Origin of the sequence: Psychrobium sp. 1_MG-2023, assembly GCF_030689115.1 — a bacterium.
In the GTDB taxonomy this organism is placed as follows: Bacteria; Pseudomonadota; Gammaproteobacteria; order Enterobacterales; family Psychrobiaceae; genus Psychrobium.
This window is the reverse complement of record NZ_JAUYVJ010000045.1, coordinates 1-22,159: the sequence shown is the minus strand read 5'-3', so window position 1 is coordinate 22,159 and position 22,159 is coordinate 1. Positions and strand designations below refer to the sequence as shown.

The window sequence follows — 22,159 nt, the reverse complement described above, 5'->3', positions numbered from 1 at the left end:
ACAGCCACACAAAGTTCCTGAATTAAACCCTTTCAGGATGACAGGTAGTGACACCTTAACCTTGTCGCTCTGGCATGTTTTTAGCCGGAATCTCGCACTTAACAGCCACACAAAGCTCCTGAATTAAACCCTTTCAGGATGTTAGGTTGTGGCACCTTAACCTCGTCGTTCCGGCATGCTTGTAGCCGGAATCTCGCACTTAACAGCCACACAAAGTTCCTGAATTAAACCCTTTCAGGATGTTAGGTTGTGGCACCTTAACCTAGTCGTTCCGGCATGCATTGAGCCGCTATAGCTCCGATAATGCTCGTTGTATTTGCTGTAGCTTAGGGCGGAGTTTGGTCGTGTTTTCCGGCCCCATACGCAGCATGAGTTTTTGTGCTGCTGGTAATGACTCTAGTTCGCTATCCGCAAATTTGTACATTGCTGATGGTGCGATAAGCTTTATCGGTTCACGAATTGTGGGCGCATCTAGCATGACCTCTATGGCACTAATTAGTGTGTCATTGAAGCTGTCGTCAGGGTAGCCTAGCTCACTGTAAGCTTGGTTAATTAAAGGCATCAGATACTGATAATGTTTAACTGCGAGATCGATATTTAATGAATTAATAATATCAACATAATGGCTATAGCGCTGATAACTAGCTTCATCTAGGTAAATCTCATTATCTACTTCATACACTGAAAACTTATTATTTGGCTTATTAATCGGTGAAAACTTTGTGGCCAAATCACCACGTGAAAAATTGTCGGTAAATGTGACAAAGTTAAGTAGGATATCTTTATGCAGCAATGTTGAAGAGAGCTGAGGTAGCCATGACAGTTGTAGCGTTTTTTCGAGTACGACAGGGTCAGATGCTTCCAAGGATGGTAATGGCGGTGGAGTGACAATTTCTGGTTGAGGTTGCTCAACCATCTCAGGCGTCTCGACGGGATCAATAGCCTCTTGAGTCATTGGCTCTGGTTCTAGCTCGGGCTCAGGCGTATAGACGGACTCTGTCATTACGGGCTCTGGGTCGGGGATCTCGCTTATTTCGGGCGCCTTGTTAGTGCTATTGTAAAGAATAACGCCGACCGTGGTGCCAATTAATATGACTGCTGCAATGATATATACCATCATTGAATTCTTTTGTTCTGATTGTTCACTTTGTTGCATAACCTTCCCTCAACATTTTAAGCTTGATTATAATGGCTACGATTGCCTAACCAACGCTTTACAATTGGGTTAACCCATTCTGGATAATGGGCAACTAACTTGGGTGCTAAATGGCCGACTAATGGGATCAATTGCTGATCTCTTACTAAGTCCGCTATTTTTAAGTCCGCTAATCCAGTTTGCTTGGTGCCTAATACTTCTCCCGGGCCGCGGATTTCTAAATCTTTTTGTGCGATGATAAAACCATCGTTAGTATCGCGTAATACGCCTAAACGTTTACTCGCGGTCATCGACAGTGGACTGTGATATAGCAATACACAGTGACTTTCGATACTGCCACGGCCAACACGTCCCCTTAACTGATGCAACTGAGCCAACCCTAAGCGTTCAGGGTTTTCAATAATCATTAAACTTGCATTGGGCACATCAACGCCCACTTCAATGACAGTTGTAGCAACCAGCAGATGAATCTCACCTTGCTTAAACTGTTCCATCACTAATTGTTTTTCTTTCGCTTTCATACGACCGTGTACTAAACCTATGTTTAAGTCACTCAAAATCGTATTAAGTTCCTGAGCCGTTTGTTCAGCTGCTTGACACTGTAACACCTCAGACTCATCAATCAGTGTACAGACCCAATAACTCTGTCGTCCAGCTAAACAGGCCTGGCGTACACGCTCAATGACTTCATTGCGTCGTTGATCGCTCACTGCAACAGTCGTTACAGGCGTTCGACCAGGGGGCAGTTCATCAATAATTGAAGTATCAAGGTCGGCATAGGCCGTCATCGCCAAAGTGCGAGGGATTGGCGTGGCTGTCATGATTAATTGATGTGGATAGAATTGCCCCTGCATGCCTTTTTCTCGTAACGCAAGGCGTTGATGTACACCAAAGCGATGCTGTTCATCAATGATTACCAACACCAAATTATTGTATTCGACTTCTTGTTGAAACACCGCATGAGTACCAACGAGCATTTGAATTTCACCACTGGCAATCTGCTCAAGTGTCTTTGTACGTGCTTTGCCTTTGAGTTTACCGGCAAGCCAACCTACTTTGATACCTAGAGGCTCCAACCATTGAGCAAATGTTAGGGCGTGTTGTTCGGCTAATAATTCCGTTGGAGCCATTAATACGACTTGTTGCTGCTGAAATAGAGCACCTAATGCAGCCATTGCTGCCACGAGCGTTTTACCTGAACCGACGTCCCCTTGCACTAAACGCATCATCGGCTTAGGTTGATTTAGATCTTGTTTTATCTCAGCTATTACTCGTTGTTGTGCGCCTGTTGGTGCGAAAGGTAGCTGTGCTAGAAATTGTGACTCAAGCGGGTTCGTCGGCTCAACCTTATTGGCAATGAGCTGTTGTGATTGCTCACGTGCTTGCAGCATTGATAAATTGTGGGCGATCAGTTCTTCGATAACTAACCGCTGTTGCATTGGGTGCTGACCCAGCGTCAATAGCTCAATATCTGCATCGGGTGGTGGCTGGTGGATAAACAACAAGGCCTCGGTTAATGACGTTTGCTCGGGATAAAGCCCTGCGGGTAACAGATCATTAATTTGATAGCGCTTTAAATAATCAATTGCTTGGTTCGCTAAGCCTCTTAAGGTTAATTGCTTGACACCGTCCGTTGCCGGATAAACCGGGGTTAGTGTTTCTTCTAATGCTGTATTGGAGTATTCGCTGATTAGCTTATATTCAGGATGTACCACCTCTAAGCCACGTGCGCCAATCTTTATCTCGCCAAAACAGCGAATCGTTTTACCTGTGGCCAGTGCGTTTTTCTGACTGGCATTAAAATGAAAAAAGACCAATGAGGCACGGCCAAAGTCATCACTGACATGGCAAATCAATCGTTTACGACGGCCATCTAAAATTTCACTGTATTCGATAGTTGCGATAAAGCTAACATGATCACCAGGGCGAATTTGATTTAACGTATAGAGTGTAGTGCGATCTTCATAACGATTAGGTAGGTGAAACAGTAGATCTTCAATGGTATAAAGTTCAAGCTTGGCCAGTTTCTCAGCCATTTTAGCCCCAACCCCTTTAAGGTCGGTTAACGGTGATGCCAACATACTAGTTCGCTGTAACATAGTGGTTACTTGGGGTAATGGATAGGCTTATTAATTTCAACAATAACCTCACTAATGTCAATAGTACAAAAAACTAGGTGATACAAAAAAGCCGCTGTAAGTCACCAAAATGACAGTACAGCGGCCTTTTATAGGGTCTTGGATTTACAGAACCATTACCCCATCCATTTCAACCTGGCTGCCTTTTGGTAAAGCACGCACACCTAGCGCTGCACGAGCAGGGTAAGGTTGGCTGAAGTATTTAGCCATGATTTCATTAACCGTAGCAAAGTTATTAAGATCTGTCATAAAGATATTAAGCTTAACGATATCGTTTATTGAACCGCCTGATGCTTCACACACAGATTTTAAGTTTTCAAATACTTGAACAACTTGTTCTGCAAAGTCTTCGCTTACCATTTCCATGGTTGCTGGAACCAGTGGGATTTGCCCAGAAAGGTACACTGTATTATCAACTTTAACCGCTTGGCTATATGTGCCAATCGCTTGTGGTGCATTGTCAGTCGAAATAATTTCTTTATTTGCCATGATAACTCTCTTCCAATTAATGTTTAGTTCTTAATACTTTAATCACATCAGGTAATACACGAACTTTACGTAATACGTTAGCCATGTGGATACGGTCTTTGACACTTAAGTTAGCATCGATTGTATAAATCTTGCCTTCTTTTTCTTCTGTGGTCATCGAATGGATATTCGCTCCCGCTTGAGCAATTGCCGTGGTTACCGCAGCTAAGATACCCTGATGGTTAACCATATCGACACGGATAGCGGTAACGTATTCTTCTTCCCCGTCATTATCCCACTGCACGTGAAGGTATTTATCTTTTTCTTTCTCAAACCCTGCGATATTGGCGCAAGATTCGATATGAATAACCAAACCTTTCCCCGGACTTAAATGAGCAATGATAGGATCACCAGGTATAGGACGACAGCATTTAGCGTAAGTCACTAACATGCCTTCAGCGCCTTTGATCGCGACTTTATGGTCACTATTACCATTGCTTAAATTACCATCAGAAAGCTGATGGGCAATGGCTAAGCTCATCGCGTTACCTAAACCAATGTTAGACAATAAACTGTCGAAACTTTCATTGTTGGTGTCTTTAACCACTTGTTCGACTTTGGCTGGGTCGAGCGTATCTAAATCGATATCGCCCATCGCATGTTTGAGCAGACGACGGCCAAGCTTAATAGACTCTTCCGTGTGACGGCTCTTTAATACTTGACGAATTTTAGAGCGTGCTCGAGCGGTAACAACAAAGTTTAACCAAGCTGCGTTAGGCTGTGAACCCGGTGCAGTGATGACTTCTACTGTCTGACCATTCGCCAGTGGTTGGCTTAACGGGTATGCCTGACGGTCAATACGTGCGCCAACACAAGAGTTACCGACATCGGTATGTACCGCATAAGCGAAATCGACTGCTGTTGAACCTGCTGGTAATTCTAGTAGACGGCTGTCAGGGGTGAAGACGTAAATTTCTTCCGGGAATAAATCGGTTTTAACGTTTTCAATAAACTCAAACGAGTTACCCGCACTTTGCTGTAGTTCATGAAGACTTTGGATCCAACGACGGGCACGAATTTGTGCCGTAGTGCCTTGATCGTCATCATTTTTATAAACCCAATGGGCAGCAACCCCTTTATCGGCCATTTGGTCCATGTGATCGGTACGAATTTGTACTTCCACTGGGATACCATGAGGGCCTAATAACGAAGTGTGCAACGATTGATAGCCATTGGCCTTAGGTAGCGCAATATAATCTTTAAAACGACCTGGACGCGGTTTATATAGCGTGTGCATAGCGCCTAAACAGCGGTAACAGGTATCAATGTCGTCAACGATAATGCGGAAGGCATAAATGTCCATCACATCTTCAAATTGGATCTCTTTACTGCGCATCTTGTTATAGATTGAGTAAAGGTTCTTTTGACGACCGACGATTTCTGCTTTGATGCCCGCTTCTTCAATACGTCCGCTAATTTCTTGCTCAACGTTTTGTAGTACTTCTTTGCGGTTGCCTTTAGCATAACGCACGACTTCGCTTAAAACGCGGAAACGATTTGGGTACAAACCTTTAAAGCCAAGCTCTTCAAGTTCGTACTTTATATTATGGATACCGAGGCGATTGGCGATCGGTGCATAAATATCGAGTGTTTCACGGGAAATACGACGTCGTTTATCGGGGCGTAATGATCCTAAGGTGCGCATGTTATGCGTGCGATCGGCGAGTTTGATTAATATCACTCGTAAATCTTGCACCATCGCCATCATCATTTTTCGGAAGTTTTCTGCTTGGGCTTCTTGTTGATTACGGAATTTTAGCTTATCTAACTTAGATACGCCTTCAACAAGCTCACCTACCGTTTCACCAAACTCGGCAGCTAATTCTTCTTGGGTTACTGGCGTGTCCTCGATGACATCATGCAGTAAGGCTGCAATTAATGTTTCGTGATCAAGACGCATATCAGCCAAGATTTGGCACACAGCAACAGGATGGGTAACGTAAGGTTCACCAGAGGAACGGAATTGACCTTCGTGAGCCGCTTTGGCAACGCGATAGGCTTGTTCTATCTCTTTAACATGAGATGGTTCGAGGTAGCTAGACACTACCTCGACAAGGTTTTCTATAAGATACAATGATCACCCCGATAATATTAGGATGAGGGGGCAGCGTGGATTAACCGATGCGACCTTCAGCAATAGCAGCAACTGCCGCTAGCTCTGCAGCTTCTTGTTCACGTTGAACTAAGCGCTCACACTCATCCATTGTTTCATTGGTCACTAGACCTTTTTCGATTTCACGTAGCGCTACTACTGTAGGCTTATCGTTTTCTTCTTCAACTAGAGCCTCTTGGCCGCCGTTTGCTAACTGACGAGCACGACGCGCTGCCACTAGGATTAAGTCAAAACGGTTGCCAACTTGATCTAAAGCATCTTCAACTGTTACGCGAGCCATGGATAACTCCTATTAATTAATGGGTAAAAAAATGACGCAAAAGTGTACTCGATTTAAGCTACTCTGCCAATAGATCTTTTAGCATATCGCAATGTTTTATTGCTTGCTGCTGCTGGATTAGGCGATTTCCTTTAATTATTGCATCAAAATCTTGTAATGCTTGTTCAAAGCTATCATTAATTAGTAAATAATCATACTCATTATAATGTGACATTTCACTTATCGCTTTTTGCATGCGTGAAGCGATCACTTCATCACTGTCAGTTCCACGGCCAACGAGGCGTCGTTCAAGCTCAGTACGAGACGGTGGTAAAATGAAAATACCTTTGGCTTGTGGCATGAGTTCTTTCACTTGGCGCGCACCTTGCCAGTCGATATCAAGAAATACATCAATACCATTCGCTAACTGCTGCTCGATGACCGTACGTGATGTACCGTAATAGTTGCCAAATACTTCAGCCCATTCAAAGAATACACCGTCATTGATTAATGATTTAAAACCATCAACGTCTACGAAATGATAATGTTGACCGTTAACCTCTCCTGGACGAGGTTGGCGTGTGGTATGAGAGACTGATACTTGTAAGTCATTATTAGTGTTTTTCTCAATCAATGCTGAAATTAAACTCGACTTACCGGCACCGCTAGGTGCAGAAACAATGTATAACGTGCCTAATGCTGGCATAACAGTCTCCGAAGAATGCTGATACCAATCCTTCTCATAAGATGATGACTTAATTGATGGTGTTGGTATTGATTAATTAATTGGTGTGAATATACCGCATTTTAAGTTGATTGAGTATTGTATCCGGTGATCTTTGTGAGGGTCGGGTTAATTTAATTGTGATGAGCTTGCTATTCATGACATTTTGGGCGATAACAGCTCTGGAGTAAATTTATTGGATCGTTTCGTGTTATCAGAGATATTAGCTGGACCAATTCTACGTCGTGTTACAGCACAGCAGTTTACCTTATGGTGGGTTAGCCCTTTCGAGTGTCAAGGCACATTTAGTTGTTATCAAGATGAACAAGTCATTGAAGAAGTGAAATTAACTTCTGACGTATTAACGACTTTTCGTGTCGGTAAGTATGCCGTTATTCACTTGCTGGATGTAAAACTGTCGTTACCCCAAGATACTTATTTAGAGTACGACCTGCACCTGCAGTGTGGTTCGCAAGTTAAGTCGCTGGCAGAGATCGCTAGTCATTTGGTGTATGCGGGGAAAAAGCGACCGTCACTAATGGTTCAACTTGAGGTTGATAACCTGCTACATGGCTCTTGTCGTAACCCTCATCACGACAGTGACGACAGTTTACTGGCAGGTGATCGTCTGGTTGGCTCTGTGTTAGATGATAATAAGCAGCGCCCCGCATTACTGATGATGAGTGGAGATCAAATCTACGCGGATCATGTCGCTGGCCCGACACTTTATGCTATTCATCAAGTGATTGCGTTACTTGGTTTGCATGATGAAACCTTTATTGACGCTAATATTGGCGATAGTGAAGAGTTGCACCAGTTGGCAGGGCAATATTATCAACGTGAAAATATTTTACCGCAAACAAGCACACAACCAACGTGGTATCGGGCTCAGCAAAAACAGGCGATTTTTACTTCAACCTATGCCCATAATCATTTGATTAGCTTCGCTGAAACTATTGCGATGTATTTGCTGGTGTGGTCGCCAACATTGTGGCAAGAAATAACCTTTGAAGGGGTTGATATCACACCTGAGCATCAAGCGCTATGGGACGAAGAGTTGGTTGTGATAAGAGCTTTTGTGTCGGGTCTTGATAAAGTACAACGCTTATTGGCTCACGTACCAACCTATATGATTTTTGATGACCATGATGTCACCGATGATTGGAACTTAACTGCTGGTTGGGAGCAAGCGGCTTATAATAATCCATTTGCCAAACGCATTATTGGTAACACGCTATTTGGCTACTGGTTATGCCAAGGCTGGGGTAACGATCCAGCGCGCTTTAAGGGCGATTTTTGGCAGATAGCCGACCAATATCAACAACACCCTAATCAGCATAATCAAGAGCGCTTCATTGACCACTTACTGCAATTTTCGGGATGGCAATATACAGTTGAAACGCAGCCAAAATTAGTGGTGCTTGATAGCCGAACTCGGCGTTGGCGCTCAGAAACGGACATCAATCATCCATCTGGCTTGATGGATTGGGAGGCGATGTGTGAATTACAACAAGAGCTGATTGGACATGACTCAATTATTCTTGTTTCACCTGCGCCTATTTTTGGCGTAAAAGTGATTGAAACTATTCAGCGTATGGTCACAGCCTGTGGTCATCCGCTGGCAGTGGATGCTGAAAACTGGATGGCCCACCCGGGGTCGGCCAGCACGATGCTTAATATTTTTAAGCATCCGCGAACGCCGCAGCATTTCATCATCTTATCGGGTGATGTTCACTATTCGTTTGTATACGATATTGAATTGCGTTTTAGCGACCAGTCCCCAAAAATTTGGCAAATAACGTCGAGTGGGATCAAAAATCAATTTCCGCAGCCCTTGATTGGTATTTTAGATAAACTTAACCGTTGGTTGTATGGCTCGTTGTCTCCGTTAAATTTCTTTACTAAGCGCCGTGCGATGAGAGTCAAAGGACGCAACTTGGCAAATAATAATAAAGTTCGGCTGAGCGAGCAAAGTGGCTTGGGATATTTAGAGCTAAATAGTGATGGGTCGCCTAAACTTATATGTGATTTGCACGTAAATGGGGGAGTCAGTGAATTTATTGAGGGAAATGAAGAGCTAATTCATTAGCTTCTCCGTCACTCGTTACATGATTTGTTATCATGTAACAATTTGTTAAGGTTTTTTGTAAAATAATCCCCAAACGAGAGACATAAAATGTCATAATTCGTTGGTTTTTACAATAACAATAAATCTGCACCTTAAACTATTTCTCTGAGGAAATTATGTCTATTAAAAAGTCTCTTTTGACTCTATCGCTTTCTGTTGCTCTTACCGCTACAGCACAAGCTGAAACATTTAACTTTAGCGACCAAGCTAAAAAAGCCGACGCTATTGTTGTATTCCAAGCTGGCGACACACCATCAGCAGGCCTTGCTCAATTAAATAAACAGTCTAACGACCAGTTAATGAAATCATTGTCTGTTGCTAAGTTTAAAGGTGACAGCAAGCAAGTTGTTGAAGTATTAGCCCCAGCAGGTATCGATGCTGACCGCGTTATTGTTGTTGGCTTAGGTGATTCTACAGAGCTAAATGCAGGTGCTGTCAATAAGATTGGTGCAAGCTTAAGCGCTAAATTATCAAAAACTGATGCCCAAGATATTCAAATCTTCACTAAGGGTATTAGTGATAATCAAAGCAACGCTAGCTTTGCTGCTGAATTAGCGCATGGCATTAGCTTACGTGCTTATAAATTTGATAAATACCTATCAAAGAAAAAACCTGCCGAGAAGAATTACAGTTTACGTGTTAATCAACCTCAACAAGCAAAAACAACTTACAAACAACTTGAAGCTGTTGAAGCAGGTGTATTCTTAGCGCGTGATTTAACCTCAGAAGTTCCAACTGAAATGAACCCAGTTCACTTTGCTGCTGCAGCAAAAGAATTAAAGAAACTGGGCGTTAAAGTTAAGGTATTAAAGCCACGTCAAATCAAAAAACTAGGTATGGGTGCTCTACATGCTGTTGGTCGTGGTTCAGCTGAAGGTTCACGCCTAGTTGTTGCACACTGGGAAGGAAACAACGATACCCCTATTGCCCTTGTTGGTAAAGGAATCACCTTTGATTCAGGTGGTTATAATGTTAAAACGGGTAAATCAATTGCTCGCATGAAGTCTGATATGGCCGGCGCTGCCGCTGTATTAGGTACAGTGAAAGCATTAGCATTACAAGAAGCAGATGTGAATGTTGTTGCTGTAATGGCAATGGCGGCAAACATGGTTTCTGAAACGTCTGTTGCTCCTGGTGATGTCGTTGAAACTGCAGAAGGTTTAAGTGTTGAGATTTTAAACACCGATGCTGAAGGCCGTTTGGTTGTTGCTGATGGTATGTGGTACGCGCGTGATAAATATAAGCCAGAAATCATGGTTGATGTTGCAACGCTTACTGGTTCGAAAGTGCGTGCTTTAGGTGATCGTTACACTGCTATCTTCAGTGAAGATGATAACTTAGTATCTCAACTAACCGTTTCAGGCAAAGCGGTTGATGAAAAAGTATGGCGCTTGCCATTAGGCTATAAAGACAAGCTGAAAAGCCCAATTGCTGATTTAACAAATATCGGTAGTGGTGGCCCAGGCGCGACAACTGCGGCAACCTTCTTGCAACAATTTGCTGGTGATACTAAATGGGTTCACCTAGATATTGCTGGTAACGCATTAATTTCTGCTGACAAAGGTGTAAACCCTGCTGGTGGTACTGGCCATGGTGTACGCTTACTAAGCCATTGGATCATGAATAATAAATAGCCTTTAATGAGGGTTATTGTGTAATAAGGCCGCATTGCGGCCTTATTTATTTTTATTCTAAGCCGATAACTTGTACTCCAATAACAAACAGGTTAAGTTGTTTATTCAATACATAAAACAACCGAATGAACCAAGGACTGGATTAGATAAATGTTAGTTTCCTGTATGTCACGTGTTTACCTAGCTGTATTCGTTACAGCTGTTTTAGGATACTCCAATATCGCACTTGCTAGTTCAAAACCTGAGATATCAGGCTTTGCGCGAGCCATTGTTGGGGTTGCAGATCATGATGATGTTGATGCAATTGACTATGATAAAACCCCTTCTTTAAAACCTCATAGCCTAATCGGCGTGCAAGCAGATTGGCAAATAACACAGCACTGGTCAGCAACAGCACAAATGTTGGGACGTGCTGATCGTGATTTAAAATCGGGCATTGAATGGCTTTATGCACAATACGCTGCCGATCATGGTGTTAATTATAAGGTCGGCCGGTTACGTTCGCCGTTCTTTATGTATAGCAATGTACTTAATGTTGGTTATAGCTACCATTGGATCCAAGCCCCTAGCGAAGTGTATTCCCCTGTTTTGTTCGATCATTTTGATGGCGGTGAGGCTTCATATACCTATTTTGGTGAAGATTTTTCCGCGACAGTCAGTGGCTTTCTTGGGCAGTTTGATGGTGATGTTGAATACCTCGGCGAGCAATATACAACCGATGTAAATACCTTTTCAGGACTAGTATTCGAAGTTTCATTTGATAAATTAAAACTACAATCTTCGATCAATCGCGGCAATATTTTTGTTAAAAACCCAATGCTCTCACAACTCAGTGATGTCGCTGAGCAGGCTGGTTTATCAGAAGTCGCTCAAGCATTATCTATTGATGGTGAAGTGACTTATTTTCAGGTTGGCTTTAGTTATGAAACATTTGATTATTTTATTAAAGGTGAGTGGGTCGACTTCCACCATGATTTTTCGTTGTTAGCAGAAACACGGGCCAATTACATCAGTGTTGGCTATCAATTAGATAACTTATTATTTCACCTGACTGCAGCTAAGCGTGATGACGCGTTGAAACCAATGAATGACTTTATTCCGCCGATAGATGCTTTAAGCCCATTAGCAGGGCTTTATCATCAATTAAGTAATGTGCGAGCGCATAGTGATCAAGATAGCTATATTTTCGGTGTGCGTTGGGATGTGGGCGACAATATTGCTCTTAAAGCGGAAGTGAACCATACAATTTTTGATCAAGACGATCTCGACCCTGCGTTAAGTACTCAGCCGGAAGACACGACACTTGTACTTTTGGGGGCTGAATGGGTCTTTTAAAAGTTGGGGTATACCTTTCAATTATTTGTCTATTATGTTTCTCCAAACAATCGTTTGCTTTGCAAGGTGAGCGTTCGATTTGGGTTATTGCCAGTGCTCAAAGTCAAGATCAGCAACTGTCATTGCAACAAGTTAAGAAAACATATTTAGGGATGAAGGTTACACTCAGTAACGGCTTATCCCGACAAGCACTGACCTATCCACTTAACTCTTCAATACGTTCTTTGTTTAATGTGACCGTTATAGGTTTAACGGAGTCACGTATTAAAACATTTTGGGCTCAGATGCGCTTTACTGGACGGGGTAGTGCTGCGAAAGTCATTGCTGATGAACAAGCTTTGTTTCAGTACCTGATTAAAAATCCAAACACTATCGGTTATGTTTTAGAAGGTACTCAATTACCACAAGAAATTAAGGTGTTGTACACCAGTTTGTAGTGTGGGCTAAAGCGTTAAAGACCCGTGTAAGTGTATTACAGGGCTTTATCGATGGGTTTTTTATGACATGATTAAGGTGACTTTAAAGCGTCCGGCGCATTGATCTGTTCTATTTTTGTATTGATCTCATTAACAATGGCTGGCAGTTCGCAAAGAGGCACAGGCTTAGCAAAGTAATATCCCTGAATTTGCTGACAACCCTTACTCGCCAAGTACTCAAATGCTTCTTTTGTTTCTACTCCTTCAGCACAAACCTGCAACCCTAAATTTTGTGCCAGACTAATAATACTATCCACAATCAACCTTTCTTGTTCTGACTGGAACATATTACGAATAAACTGCTGATCTATTTTTAAGGTACTTGCTGGTACTTGCGTAAGGTAACTTAATGAGGAGTAACCTGTGCCAAAGTCATCTAATGAGATGTCACAGCCTAAGGCTATTAGTTTGTTGAAAAAAGTAGAGGCTTTGTCAAAGTTTTCGATATAGGCTGACTCGGTGACCTCAAAATTAATTGATGAAGGGTCTAGCTTAGATTGTTTAAGTGCTTCTTCGATGTATTGAATACAATCTTTATTAGAAATGTCGAACGCTGATACATTAAAAGACGTCACCATATCTTTGTGCAATTTCTTATTAATAGTGTTTAACTCTTTAAACCCTTGGTTGATTACCCAGCGCGTAATATCGTTAATCTTGCCGCAATGCTCTGCAATAGGGATGAACTCAGCTGGAGATACCATGCCCTCGAAGCTACTGCGCCAGCGTAGAAGAGCCTCAAAGCCGATTACCCCGTGGATTGGTGAAACTTTGGGTTGGTAGTGCAGTTCAAATTCGTCATTAGCCAGAGCATAACTTAATTGATTAACAATAATTAACCGTCGGTGTTGATTGTTTTGCATCGAGCTTTCAAAGACCGCATAGTTACCTCGGCCAGTATTTTTCGCTCGATACATAGCTAGATCGGCATTCGCTAAAAGCTCTGATATTGAGACCTTGTTTCTATCACTAAAAGCAATACCAATACTTAAGCCAGAATTAAATTCCCAATGCTGAAGCTTAAATGATTGTTTGAAGCTTTGTAATATTCGATCCGCAATGACAATCGCTTCAATTTGTTGTTCAAGGTTGCTGACGACAATCACAAACTCATCGCCACCAAAGCGAGCAAGAATATCAATATCGCGAAGCTGCGCGCGAAGCCTAACTGCTGTTTGCTGTAATAATAAGTCCCCAACAGGGTGGCCGAGAGAGTCGTTAACCGTTTTAAAGTCATCTAGGTCAATAAATAGCACCGCGAGTTCAGTATTATTTCTGACATTGTGAGCAAGCTCTTGGCTTAAGAGCTCTTGGAATAGTTTACGGTTTGGTAGTTCGGTGAGTCCGTCATAATTGGCCATAAACTCTAATGACTGTTGCTGTTTTTTTAAGACTTTATCGCGTTGAGCACGTTGAATATTCTGCTGATTAATAGTGTGGAGCATGTTATTAAGGTTATAACCTAGCTGCGCTATTTCATCATCACCTTTAACTTGGTAGCGCAAATTATAATCTTTGGTCTCACTCACTGTATTGACTAGCGTTGATAGCTTTAAAAGTGGGCTGATGAATGCGGTTTGGGCCCAACGAGTTAACCATAACAAAATCAGTAGCAGACCGATAACCCAAGGAAGGATCTCGAATAAAAAGGCATCGACCCCTGCATTTATCACGCTGTTGTAGTCTAGCACTAGCACGAGGTGCCCAAGGGGGTATACACCTTCACCAATATTGGTGACTGATACGAGCTCACCCTTGGTTGCTGTTGTACCCGGAATCATTTCTTGTTTAGTATATTGTTTAGGCTGAACTTCAGGGCTTAGGAAAAGTTCTGTATTGACATACTGCGAGGTTAAATTGTGCTCATTATCGTAAACTTGCGCGAGCTTGATATTTTTGTAGCGCTCGAACTTGAGCAATAAAGTTGTGGCACCTAAATCATCAACGGGGAGCCGAGCCATGTGCTGTACTAGTTCTTGAGCTGAGTTGAAGCTTAACGCTTCTAAGTCTGAACGAGCATTATCTTGGTAGAGCTTGGCATATTGTTTTAATGTTAGCCCCATTAAAATGAGGGCGCAAAAAACTACAATGCTTGAAGTAAGCAATAATAACTTTTTGTTAAAGCTAAGCTTAAAAGCCATTAAACCCATCCATGGTGAATATTAGGGGGGGACAAGTAGATATCAGTATGGCATTAAACTAGTAGAAGTGGTAACTCTTCTTTTGGTTTATGTTGAATTATTTACCAACTCAGTGATCGTTCGATTACAAACTAATCAGTGCCTGTAATGTTTCAGGGGGTGGGAGTCTAAGTTCTCCCAAGAGGCCTGATTTATTTGTAATTAAAGACACGTCGAACAATATATCCAATTAGCATTAGCTAAGTGACTTTGTACTAAAAGTGAAGTGAATAGTCTGAAATTTATTTACTCAATATAAGTGATTATAACTAATGTACATATGGCTAATATACATTTGTGAGTAAATCATTTGTAATTAGCAGTCTAAAGAGACTTATGCAGTCTTTTTATTATTGATGGAATATGCGGTTGATGAAAAAACTTTTCTTGTTAGTTATTGCTCTCATTAGTATGCACACTTATGCAGATCAGCTGTCTAATGACTTCACTATTTCTGGTTTTGGGCGTGTTGTTGGTGGACAGCTCTTTAAAAATGATTACCAGTATAACGGGTATACAAATGAGTTTGATTTTGGTCAAGAGTCATTGTTTTCCGTGCAAATAGATGGAAAAATCACAGATAAAATATCTGCGACTGGACAGCTATTATTACATGCTTCTGACTCTCGCCGTTCAGGGGTTGAATGGGCCTATTTATCCTATCATCACAACGACAACCTTCATTTTAAGCTGGGCAAACTCCGTACCCCATTTTTTAACTACAGTGATGTTATGGACGTTGGCTTTGTATACCCTTGGATTAATCCGCCTAATCAAGTATACAGCGAATATGTCTTTTCAACTTTTGAGGGGGCAAATGTAACTTATAATGTGTCTCTGGGTGACAATAACTATTTTCTAGAGGGTTATTGGGGGCGATTTGATGATTCGGTTTTCGTTGAGGGCGAAGAGTTTAACCCTAAAGTTAAAAACCTGCGAGGCATGGTTTTCAATTTAGAACGTGACAACTTGTCATATCGTTTGTCTTACCATGTTGCACATGTTAATTCTTTTCAAAAAGGGATCGACGATTTATCCCAACAGTTAGCAGGCTTAGGTTTTGCCAAAAGTGCTAAGTCCTTAGTGTCGATTGGAAACGTCCATGCGGTTCAAGCGGGAGTCAGCTATCATAGTCTCGATTATTTTGCGCGTGCTGAGTGGATGAGGATTGACAGTGACTTGTTAATTTTTCCTGAAACACAGGGGTATTACGCTACTCTAGGTTATAACTTTACCCCTTTTGCCGTGCACTTTACGTTCGCTAATCATGACAGCTCATTCGGTGAGTCAGTGCAGGAGATACCTTTGGGCATAGCCCCCGAACTAAATATGCTCAGTGCCGTTTATAATAGTGTGTTTGACTACCTCAGTACTAGTGATGTGAAAAGTTATACCCTTGGATTAAGGTATGATATTCAGACTAATATTGCATTAAAAGCGGATATATCATGGCTTGAAGGCTGTTTACCAGAAGAGCATCGTTCCGTACAGCCTGCAGCTGACATGTACAATCAAGCGGCAATGTTACAGTTGGGGGTTGAATGGATATTCTAAGTACCCTCAAACGGCTGACTCTATTACCCGCTATTATGCTTGTTAGCATTGGTGTGAGTGCTAGTGTTTACGCGACTCATGATGATGTTGTTATTGTGGCGCATTATCAACAAGGCGAACTGAAACTCACTAAGTCAGAGATCAGCAATCTTTTTATGGGGGGGGTGTTAAAACATGGCTTAACCCCAGTGGCTTTACCTCCTGAAAATCTAACTCGGGTATTATTTAATACAAAAGTGATTGGACTTACCGAGTCCCGAATACAGTCATACTGGGCTCAAATGCGTTTTAGTGGACGGAAAAAACCACCTCAGGAGTTTAAAACTGAAGCAGAGCTCTTACAATATATTGAACAAACCCCAGGGACGATAGCTTATTTGTCGGCTAAAACAGAAATCCCTGAACAGTTAATCAAAGTTTACTCTACTGTGCAGTTTTAAACTTTATTAGCGCTTTTATTGCTGATTTTCATACATCTTTTATTTAAACCTATCTATATTTAGGTGACTAATCTTGTCGTAATATCGAGGTGCTTACATTCCTCTTATTAATAGCGACAATGTACTGATACCTGAATTTTACTTTTGGTGATATAAAGACTGACTTAGGCAGTTTGTTGGAGAGTTATGAAGAAAGTTACCTACATTATCACTTCTCTTGCCTTGTCACTTCTATTCTATAAGCCTGTATATGGGCAAGAAATTGATTCATTACTTGATTTCTCACTTGAGGATTTACTCAATGTGAAGGTTTCTGTCGCCTCAACGAGTCAAGAAATGGTGATTGAAACACCGGCCATAGTTTCTCGTTATAACCGAGTCGATTTAGAAAAAATGGGCGTCACTACGCTAAGGGAAATGTTTAACTTTATTCCCGGAGTTATTGTGCAAACTTCTCTAACTGGCTGGGCATCGGTGCAAATACGAGGTGTTGATGAAGCGTTTAATCAGAAAGTCTTATTTCTGTTAGACGGTGTTCCTTATCATCAACCTTCCCACTCTCTTATTCCGATGGAAGGCGTACCATGGGAATCTATTTCTCACGTCGAAGTGATTCGAGGTCCCGGTGCTGTATTTTATGGTTCGCAAGCATCCGGAGGTGTATTTAATGTGATCACAAGAAAAGATGAAGAGAGTAGCTCTGCATCTTTGAAGATCGGCTCAAATGCTTTATATGAAGGGAGTGCTTATTATCATAAAACACTCTCGAGTAAGTCGGCCATCTCGTTTGCGGCAGAATATCGAACGGAAGATGGTGAGAAAACCACTTATAACGAGTACTTCCCTGATATTGGGGTTGTATCAGATGATGTTGAGCGTTATTTGAAAAGACAATCTGGCTTATTACGCTTTAATAATGATGACTTTATCGTACAGCTTCATGCGTTTTCCGATACAACGGTTGGTATCAACGATGGATATACGGATAAAAATACATTGCAGCCGTTAACGCTAGATACTACTGGCCAATTAATTCATGTTCAAAATAGCTGGGAAACAGAGCGCAGCCGCTCGACGGTTTTTGCAGACTATAACCATTACACATTTGACTTACAGTTGAGCAATTTATTTGCTCCAGGTGTTCATGCGCTAGCCGCTAAAGATGGCAATGGAAGAGCTGATTATAGATTTCGCTATGGTGGGACTGTTGCGTACAACGTTAATGACTCACTCGATCTCGTGCTAGGGGCTGAACACGAAACCCGCTCTAATGATTTTTATCGTATTTATGCGCTAGCCGACCGAAAAAGCCCGTTGGTCACACTATTACCCAAGGGCAAAGTTAATGAGTTTTCAGCGTACGCGCAAGTTGACTATAGGTATCAAGATTGGCGTTTTTTACTCGGTGGCCGATTTACTGATAACGAAAAAAGTGGTCAAAAGACTACCCCTAGGGCTGGTGTTGTCTATAAAGTTGATGAGCATCAATCACTCAAAGCACTGTACTCAACAGGCTTTAATTCGCCAAATCCAACGCAAACGAATATTAGTTTACCGGGTGATGTTGTTGGTAATGAACAGCTAACTGCTGAAGTTGTAGAAACCTTTGATCTTGCTTATTCCTATTCAAAATCAAACCTATTGTTTGTCGCTAATGTGTATTCGTTAACGGCTAACGATTTTATTCAACGCAGATTTAGTGCAGAGCATAATGCTAATTCGTTTTTCAATGAAGGTGAATTTACGCGAACTGGAGCTGAAATTGATGTGCAAATGGCGAATCCAGACAACGTTTTTTTTGTTAATTTAGCCTATCAAAGAGAAGGTAATAAAGTTCATGTGGATGACAGGGCTGCAATTAACACCCCTAAATTAACCGTGAGCGTTGGTGCCAGTCAGGATATTTGGGACAACCACAGCATTGGGACTGATGTCTCTTACATTGGTGCACGCCATGATCTCGATGGCTATAGCGTGGTCAACGTTAACTACACGGCAAAATTTTCAGACATTGATCTGTTTGTTGTGGTACGCAATATCTTTGACCAAGCTATTTTAAACCCCAACATCTCAACGCAAGACAGCCCCCTAGTTGCTCAAGGAGAAGAGGGCGTAAATGCTCAGTTGGGGGTTAGGTTCCGTTTTTAGTGGTATGAGTGTTTATTCTATGTTTTGGATCTGCTCACGCATCTGCTCAATTAAAACTTTCAGTTCAACACTCGCTTGAGTTATTTCGTGGTTGATTGACTTTGAGGCTAAGGTGTTGGCTTCGCGGTTAAATTCTTGCATCATAAAATCGAGGCGTCGGCCACAGGCTCCGCCTTTTTTCATAATTTTTTGCGCTTCACTAACGTGGCTATCTAGGCGGTCGAGTTCTTCAGCGACATCGACTTTTTGGGCTAGCATGATCAGTTCTTGTTCGATGCGGTTATTATCGACTTCAATCTTAACGTCTTCAAATTTAGCCATTAAGCGTTCGCGCTGCCATACTAAAATATCAGGCATCTGTTCACGCACTTGCCCCACAAGCTTGCTGATAGCGGCTAATCGTGTGGTGATCATCGTTTTTAAGTTTTCGCCTTCACTAGCGCGTGCCTTGATAAAGTCGGAAAGTGTTTGATCAAATTGTGCTAATAACAGTTGATTAACCTCAGTCATGTCTTGTTCTGGCAGGGCGATAACACCTGGCCATTTCAGCACGTCCACAGGGTTTAAACTGCCTGTGCCTGCTTGCTCTAATACCCAGTTCGCTTGACTAATCACTTGACTCGCTAGCGCTTTATTAATTTGGAGTTCGTGGCTATTATCTTTTGTTTCAATGCGTAGGTTACATTCCAACTTGCCGCGCTGCAGGCGCTTTCGAAAGCGCTCGCGTAAGATAGGCTCTAATGAGCGTAGGTGGTCGGGTAGTCGAATATAAGTCTCAAGATAGCGCTGGTTGACAGAGCGGATCTCCCAACTGGCTTGACCCCAGTCGGTGGTGATATCTTGACGTGCAAACGCGGTCATACTATGAATCATGGTGTGTTCCTTTGAAATAAGTGCCAACGCATTAGCCCATAAAGGTTACGCGCTTAATTAAACCGTCAATCACTTCATAAGCGGCGACTACTTTGATGCTGCGGTCGACTTCACCAGAGGCTTGGCTTGATGACTCTGCGAGTTCATGATCGACGATGAAACGGTCATGAACAATACGCTTTAATGACGTTGCGCGAAGATAGGTTAAGCTTGAAAATTTGTTGCCGTATCGTTTAATCAACTCATCTTTTCCTTGGTAAACCAGCCCAGTAGAAAAAGAGTAAATCTCGACGTCATCATGATAGGTTGCCGCAAATGCAGTAATATCACGCGCGTTATAGGCGTCAAGCTGTTGATCAATAATAGCGCAAGCCGTTACTTCGATGTCGGTAGGCATTTCAAGTGTCCTGAATGAGTTATCAATTAGTGCCCTATGAATTAACAGTCGTCATTCTAGTTAACCCGCCGGCGATGGATAATGAGTATAACCCTGTTGTGATCTAATACCAATAATCAGTGCTAACAGGGTGTTCGCCATAGCTATCTAGCGGTGAGGGCTTTATAATAGCAGCCAATTAAGTTCCTATCTTTGACTGACATATCGAGTAAATGCCATGACAACAACAACCCTACGCCCAAGCGGTCGTACGAATGCGCAAGTAAGACCTGTTACTTTTACTAGAGACTATACTGAACATGCTGAAGGTTCTGTATTGGTTGAGTTTGGTGGCACTAAAGTGTTGTGTAACGCGACTGTTGAGACCGGTGTACCGCGCTTTTTAAAGGGCAAAGGTCAGGGCTGGATCACGGCTGAATACGGCATGTTACCGCGTTCTACACACTCGCGTATGCGCCGTGAAGCGAATATGGGTAAGCAAGGTGGTCGTACGCTAGAGATTCAGCGTTTAATCGCCCGTTCACTTCGCGCTGCAGTTGATTTAGAAAAGCTAGGTGAATTCACTATCACTATCGATTGTGATGTGATTCAAGCTGATGGTGGCACTCGCACCGCTTCGATCACTGGCGCTTGTGTCGCGTTAGTTGATGCATTGCGTTATATGCAAGAAAACAAGATGATTAAAACCGACCCGCTAAAATACATGATTGCAGCGATCTCCGTTGGTATTTATCAAGGCGTAGCGGTATGTGATTTAGATTACCCTGAAGATAGCGAAGCAGAAACAGACATGAATGTGGTGATGGCCGATAACGGTAAGATGATTGAAGTGCAGGGCACAGCTGAGGGTGAACCTTTTAGCCATCAAGAACTATTATCGATGCTTGAGCTAGCCGACAGCGGCATCAAAGATTTGTTTGAAAAACAATTAGACGTATTAAACGAAGTAACAACACAAGATTAGAGGTGACTATGAAACAGTATCAAATCGACTTTATTGAATTTGCATTAGAGCGCGGTGTATTAAAATTTGGTGAGTTCACCTTAAAATCGGGTCGTACCAGCCCTTATTTCTTTAATGCTGGCTTATTCAATACTGGTCGTGACTTAGCGCGTTTAGGCCGCTTTTATGCTGCTGCGTTAATGGACAGTGGCGTTGATTACGATTTATTATTTGGTCCTGCATACAAAGGAATTCCAATTGCTTCGGCAACGGCACTTCAGTTATGTGAACAGCACGATATCGATATGCCATACTGCTTTAACCGTAAAGAAAAGAAAACACACGGTGAAGGTGGCAGCTTAGTCGGTAGTGAACTTAACGGCAAAGTGATGCTTGTTGACGATGTGATCACGGCAGGAACCGCGATTCGTGAATCAATGGACATCATCAATGAAAACGGTGCTGATTTAGCAGGTGTGTTAATTGCGTTAGACCGTCAAGAGAAGGGTAAGGGCGAGTTATCAGCGATTCAAGAAATTGAACGAGATTACGGCGCAACAGTTATCTCTATCGTGACCCTAGGTGACTTAATCGGTTACTTAACTGAGAAAGGTGAGTTAGGCGATACATTAGAAGCCGTTACCGCTTACCGTGAGCAATACGGTATTTAATAATGCCCCTTGCTTCCCTGAATGTTTCATTTAGGGATTGACGACATAGACATAAAAGCCCCTGCTATGCTGTAGTAGGGGCTTTTTATTTATGGGCTATGCCAAAGCCGGTCGCCCTGAAAGTGTCTAATTCAGAGCCTCGCTTTAGGGTATGAAGAGAGATTCCGGCTAAAAGCCTGCCGGAAAGACGGTGTTAAGTAATCTTGTGCCTTTCGTCGCCCTGAAAGTGTCTAATTCAGAGCCTCGCTTTAGGGTATGAAGAGAGGTTCCGGCTAAAAGCCTGCCGGAAAGACGGTGTTAAGTAGTCTTGTGCCTTTCGTCGCCCTGAAAGTTTCTTATTCAGGGTCTCGTTTTAGGATATTAAGAGAGGTTCCGGCTAAAAGCATGCCGGAAAGACGGTGTTAAGTAGTCTTGTGCCTTTCGTCGCCCTGAAAGTTTCTTATTCAGGGTCTCGTTTTAGGA

At 42.3% G+C, this 22,159-nt stretch carries 18 protein-coding genes; 9 read left to right on the top strand and 9 right to left on the bottom strand.

Going from position 1 to position 22,159, the window contains the following annotated elements; translation table 11 throughout:
- Window positions 1–289: 289 nt before the first annotated feature.
- From Q8W26_RS16990 to gmk, 6 genes are all read right to left on the bottom strand, one after another.
- Entirely contained in the window at window positions 290–1,156 is an 867-nt protein-coding gene (locus Q8W26_RS16990; RefSeq protein ID WP_101213618.1) for a DUF3014 domain-containing protein, read from the bottom strand.
- Between the two features lie 17 nt (window positions 1,157–1,173).
- Window positions 1,174–3,255, bottom strand: coding sequence for an ATP-dependent DNA helicase RecG (gene recG / locus Q8W26_RS16985; protein WP_305473825.1), 2,082 nt, complete (start codon window positions 3,253–3,255; stop codon window positions 1,174–1,176).
- 144 nt (window positions 3,256–3,399) lie between these two features.
- The gene (locus Q8W26_RS16980; protein WP_101213619.1) at window positions 3,400–3,783 is read right to left on the bottom strand and encodes a RidA family protein; all 384 of its coding nucleotides are present in this window, start codon (window positions 3,781–3,783) and stop codon (window positions 3,400–3,402) included.
- 16 nt (window positions 3,784–3,799) lie between these two features.
- Window positions 3,800–5,896, bottom strand: a complete 2,097-nt coding sequence (gene spoT, locus Q8W26_RS16975) for a bifunctional GTP diphosphokinase/guanosine-3',5'-bis pyrophosphate 3'-pyrophosphohydrolase (RefSeq protein WP_101213620.1) — start codon at window positions 5,894–5,896, stop codon at window positions 3,800–3,802.
- A gap of 40 nt (window positions 5,897–5,936) precedes the next feature.
- Window positions 5,937–6,215: a DNA-directed RNA polymerase subunit omega gene (gene rpoZ / locus Q8W26_RS16970; protein ID WP_101213621.1), complete on the bottom strand. Its 279-nt coding sequence runs from the start codon at window positions 6,213–6,215 to the stop codon at window positions 5,937–5,939.
- Window positions 6,216–6,273: 58 nt separating this feature from the next.
- Complete coding sequence (gene gmk, locus Q8W26_RS16965; RefSeq protein WP_101213622.1) at window positions 6,274–6,900, bottom strand: guanylate kinase; 627 nt, start codon at window positions 6,898–6,900, stop codon at window positions 6,274–6,276.
- A 226-nt stretch (window positions 6,901–7,126) separates the two neighbouring features.
- Between gmk and Q8W26_RS16960 the strand changes: the two genes are divergently transcribed.
- The 4 genes from Q8W26_RS16960 (at window position 7,127) to Q8W26_RS16945 (ending at window position 12,452) form a co-directional block, all read left to right on the top strand.
- Window positions 7,127–9,007 (top strand): alkaline phosphatase D family protein, encoded by a 1,881-nt coding sequence (locus Q8W26_RS16960; RefSeq protein ID WP_305473824.1) that lies wholly within the window; start codon window positions 7,127–7,129, stop codon window positions 9,005–9,007.
- A 155-nt stretch (window positions 9,008–9,162) separates the two neighbouring features.
- Complete coding sequence (locus tag Q8W26_RS16955; protein WP_101213623.1) at window positions 9,163–10,680, top strand: leucyl aminopeptidase; 1,518 nt, start codon at window positions 9,163–9,165, stop codon at window positions 10,678–10,680.
- A gap of 165 nt (window positions 10,681–10,845) precedes the next feature.
- Window positions 10,846–12,015: a hypothetical protein gene (locus Q8W26_RS16950; protein ID WP_101213624.1), complete on the top strand. Its 1,170-nt coding sequence runs from the start codon at window positions 10,846–10,848 to the stop codon at window positions 12,013–12,015.
- Window positions 12,003–12,452: a hypothetical protein gene (locus Q8W26_RS16945; protein WP_101213625.1), complete on the top strand. Its 450-nt coding sequence runs from the start codon at window positions 12,003–12,005 to the stop codon at window positions 12,450–12,452. The genes Q8W26_RS16950 and Q8W26_RS16945 overlap by 13 nt, the downstream gene beginning before the upstream one ends.
- Before the next feature lie 71 nt (window positions 12,453–12,523).
- On the opposite strand, the gene Q8W26_RS16940 is transcribed toward Q8W26_RS16945, so the two are convergent.
- Complete coding sequence (locus tag Q8W26_RS16940; RefSeq protein WP_305473823.1) at window positions 12,524–14,632, bottom strand: EAL domain-containing protein; 2,109 nt, start codon at window positions 14,630–14,632, stop codon at window positions 12,524–12,526.
- Window positions 14,633–15,043: 411 nt separating this feature from the next.
- Here Q8W26_RS16940 and Q8W26_RS16935 point away from each other — a divergent pair, with 411 nt between their 5' ends.
- The 3 genes from Q8W26_RS16935 to Q8W26_RS16925 all read left to right on the top strand — a co-directional run bounded on the left by Q8W26_RS16935 (window position 15,044) and on the right by Q8W26_RS16925 (window position 18,813).
- Window positions 15,044–16,225 (top strand): hypothetical protein, encoded by a 1,182-nt coding sequence (locus tag Q8W26_RS16935; RefSeq protein WP_101213627.1) that lies wholly within the window; start codon window positions 15,044–15,046, stop codon window positions 16,223–16,225.
- Entirely contained in the window at window positions 16,213–16,665 is a 453-nt protein-coding gene (locus tag Q8W26_RS16930) for a hypothetical protein (RefSeq protein ID WP_305473822.1), read from the top strand. The genes Q8W26_RS16935 and Q8W26_RS16930 overlap by 13 nt, the downstream gene beginning before the upstream one ends.
- A gap of 186 nt (window positions 16,666–16,851) precedes the next feature.
- A complete protein-coding gene (locus tag Q8W26_RS16925) occupies window positions 16,852–18,813 on the top strand; it encodes a TonB-dependent receptor (RefSeq protein ID WP_101213628.1) in 1,962 nt (653 codons plus the stop codon).
- A gap of 12 nt (window positions 18,814–18,825) precedes the next feature.
- On the opposite strand, the gene Q8W26_RS16920 is transcribed toward Q8W26_RS16925, so the two are convergent.
- Together Q8W26_RS16920 and Q8W26_RS16915 are read right to left on the bottom strand one after the other, a co-directional pair.
- Window positions 18,826–19,686 carry a YicC/YloC family endoribonuclease gene (locus Q8W26_RS16920; RefSeq protein ID WP_101213629.1) on the bottom strand — a complete coding sequence of 287 codons (861 nt, stop codon included), beginning with the start codon at window positions 19,684–19,686 and terminating at the stop codon, window positions 18,826–18,828.
- A 31-nt stretch (window positions 19,687–19,717) separates the two neighbouring features.
- The gene (locus Q8W26_RS16915; protein WP_101213630.1) at window positions 19,718–20,083 is read right to left on the bottom strand and encodes a nuclear transport factor 2 family protein; all 366 of its coding nucleotides are present in this window, start codon (window positions 20,081–20,083) and stop codon (window positions 19,718–19,720) included.
- A gap of 217 nt (window positions 20,084–20,300) precedes the next feature.
- On the opposite strand from Q8W26_RS16915, the gene rph reads away from it, so the two are divergent.
- Both rph and pyrE read left to right on the top strand, forming a co-directional pair.
- The gene (gene rph / locus Q8W26_RS16910; protein ID WP_101213631.1) at window positions 20,301–21,047 is read left to right on the top strand and encodes a ribonuclease PH; all 747 of its coding nucleotides are present in this window, start codon (window positions 20,301–20,303) and stop codon (window positions 21,045–21,047) included.
- A gap of 8 nt (window positions 21,048–21,055) precedes the next feature.
- Window positions 21,056–21,697, top strand: a complete 642-nt coding sequence (gene pyrE / locus Q8W26_RS16905) for an orotate phosphoribosyltransferase (RefSeq protein WP_101213632.1) — start codon at window positions 21,056–21,058, stop codon at window positions 21,695–21,697.
- Window positions 21,698–22,159 lie beyond the last annotated feature (462 nt).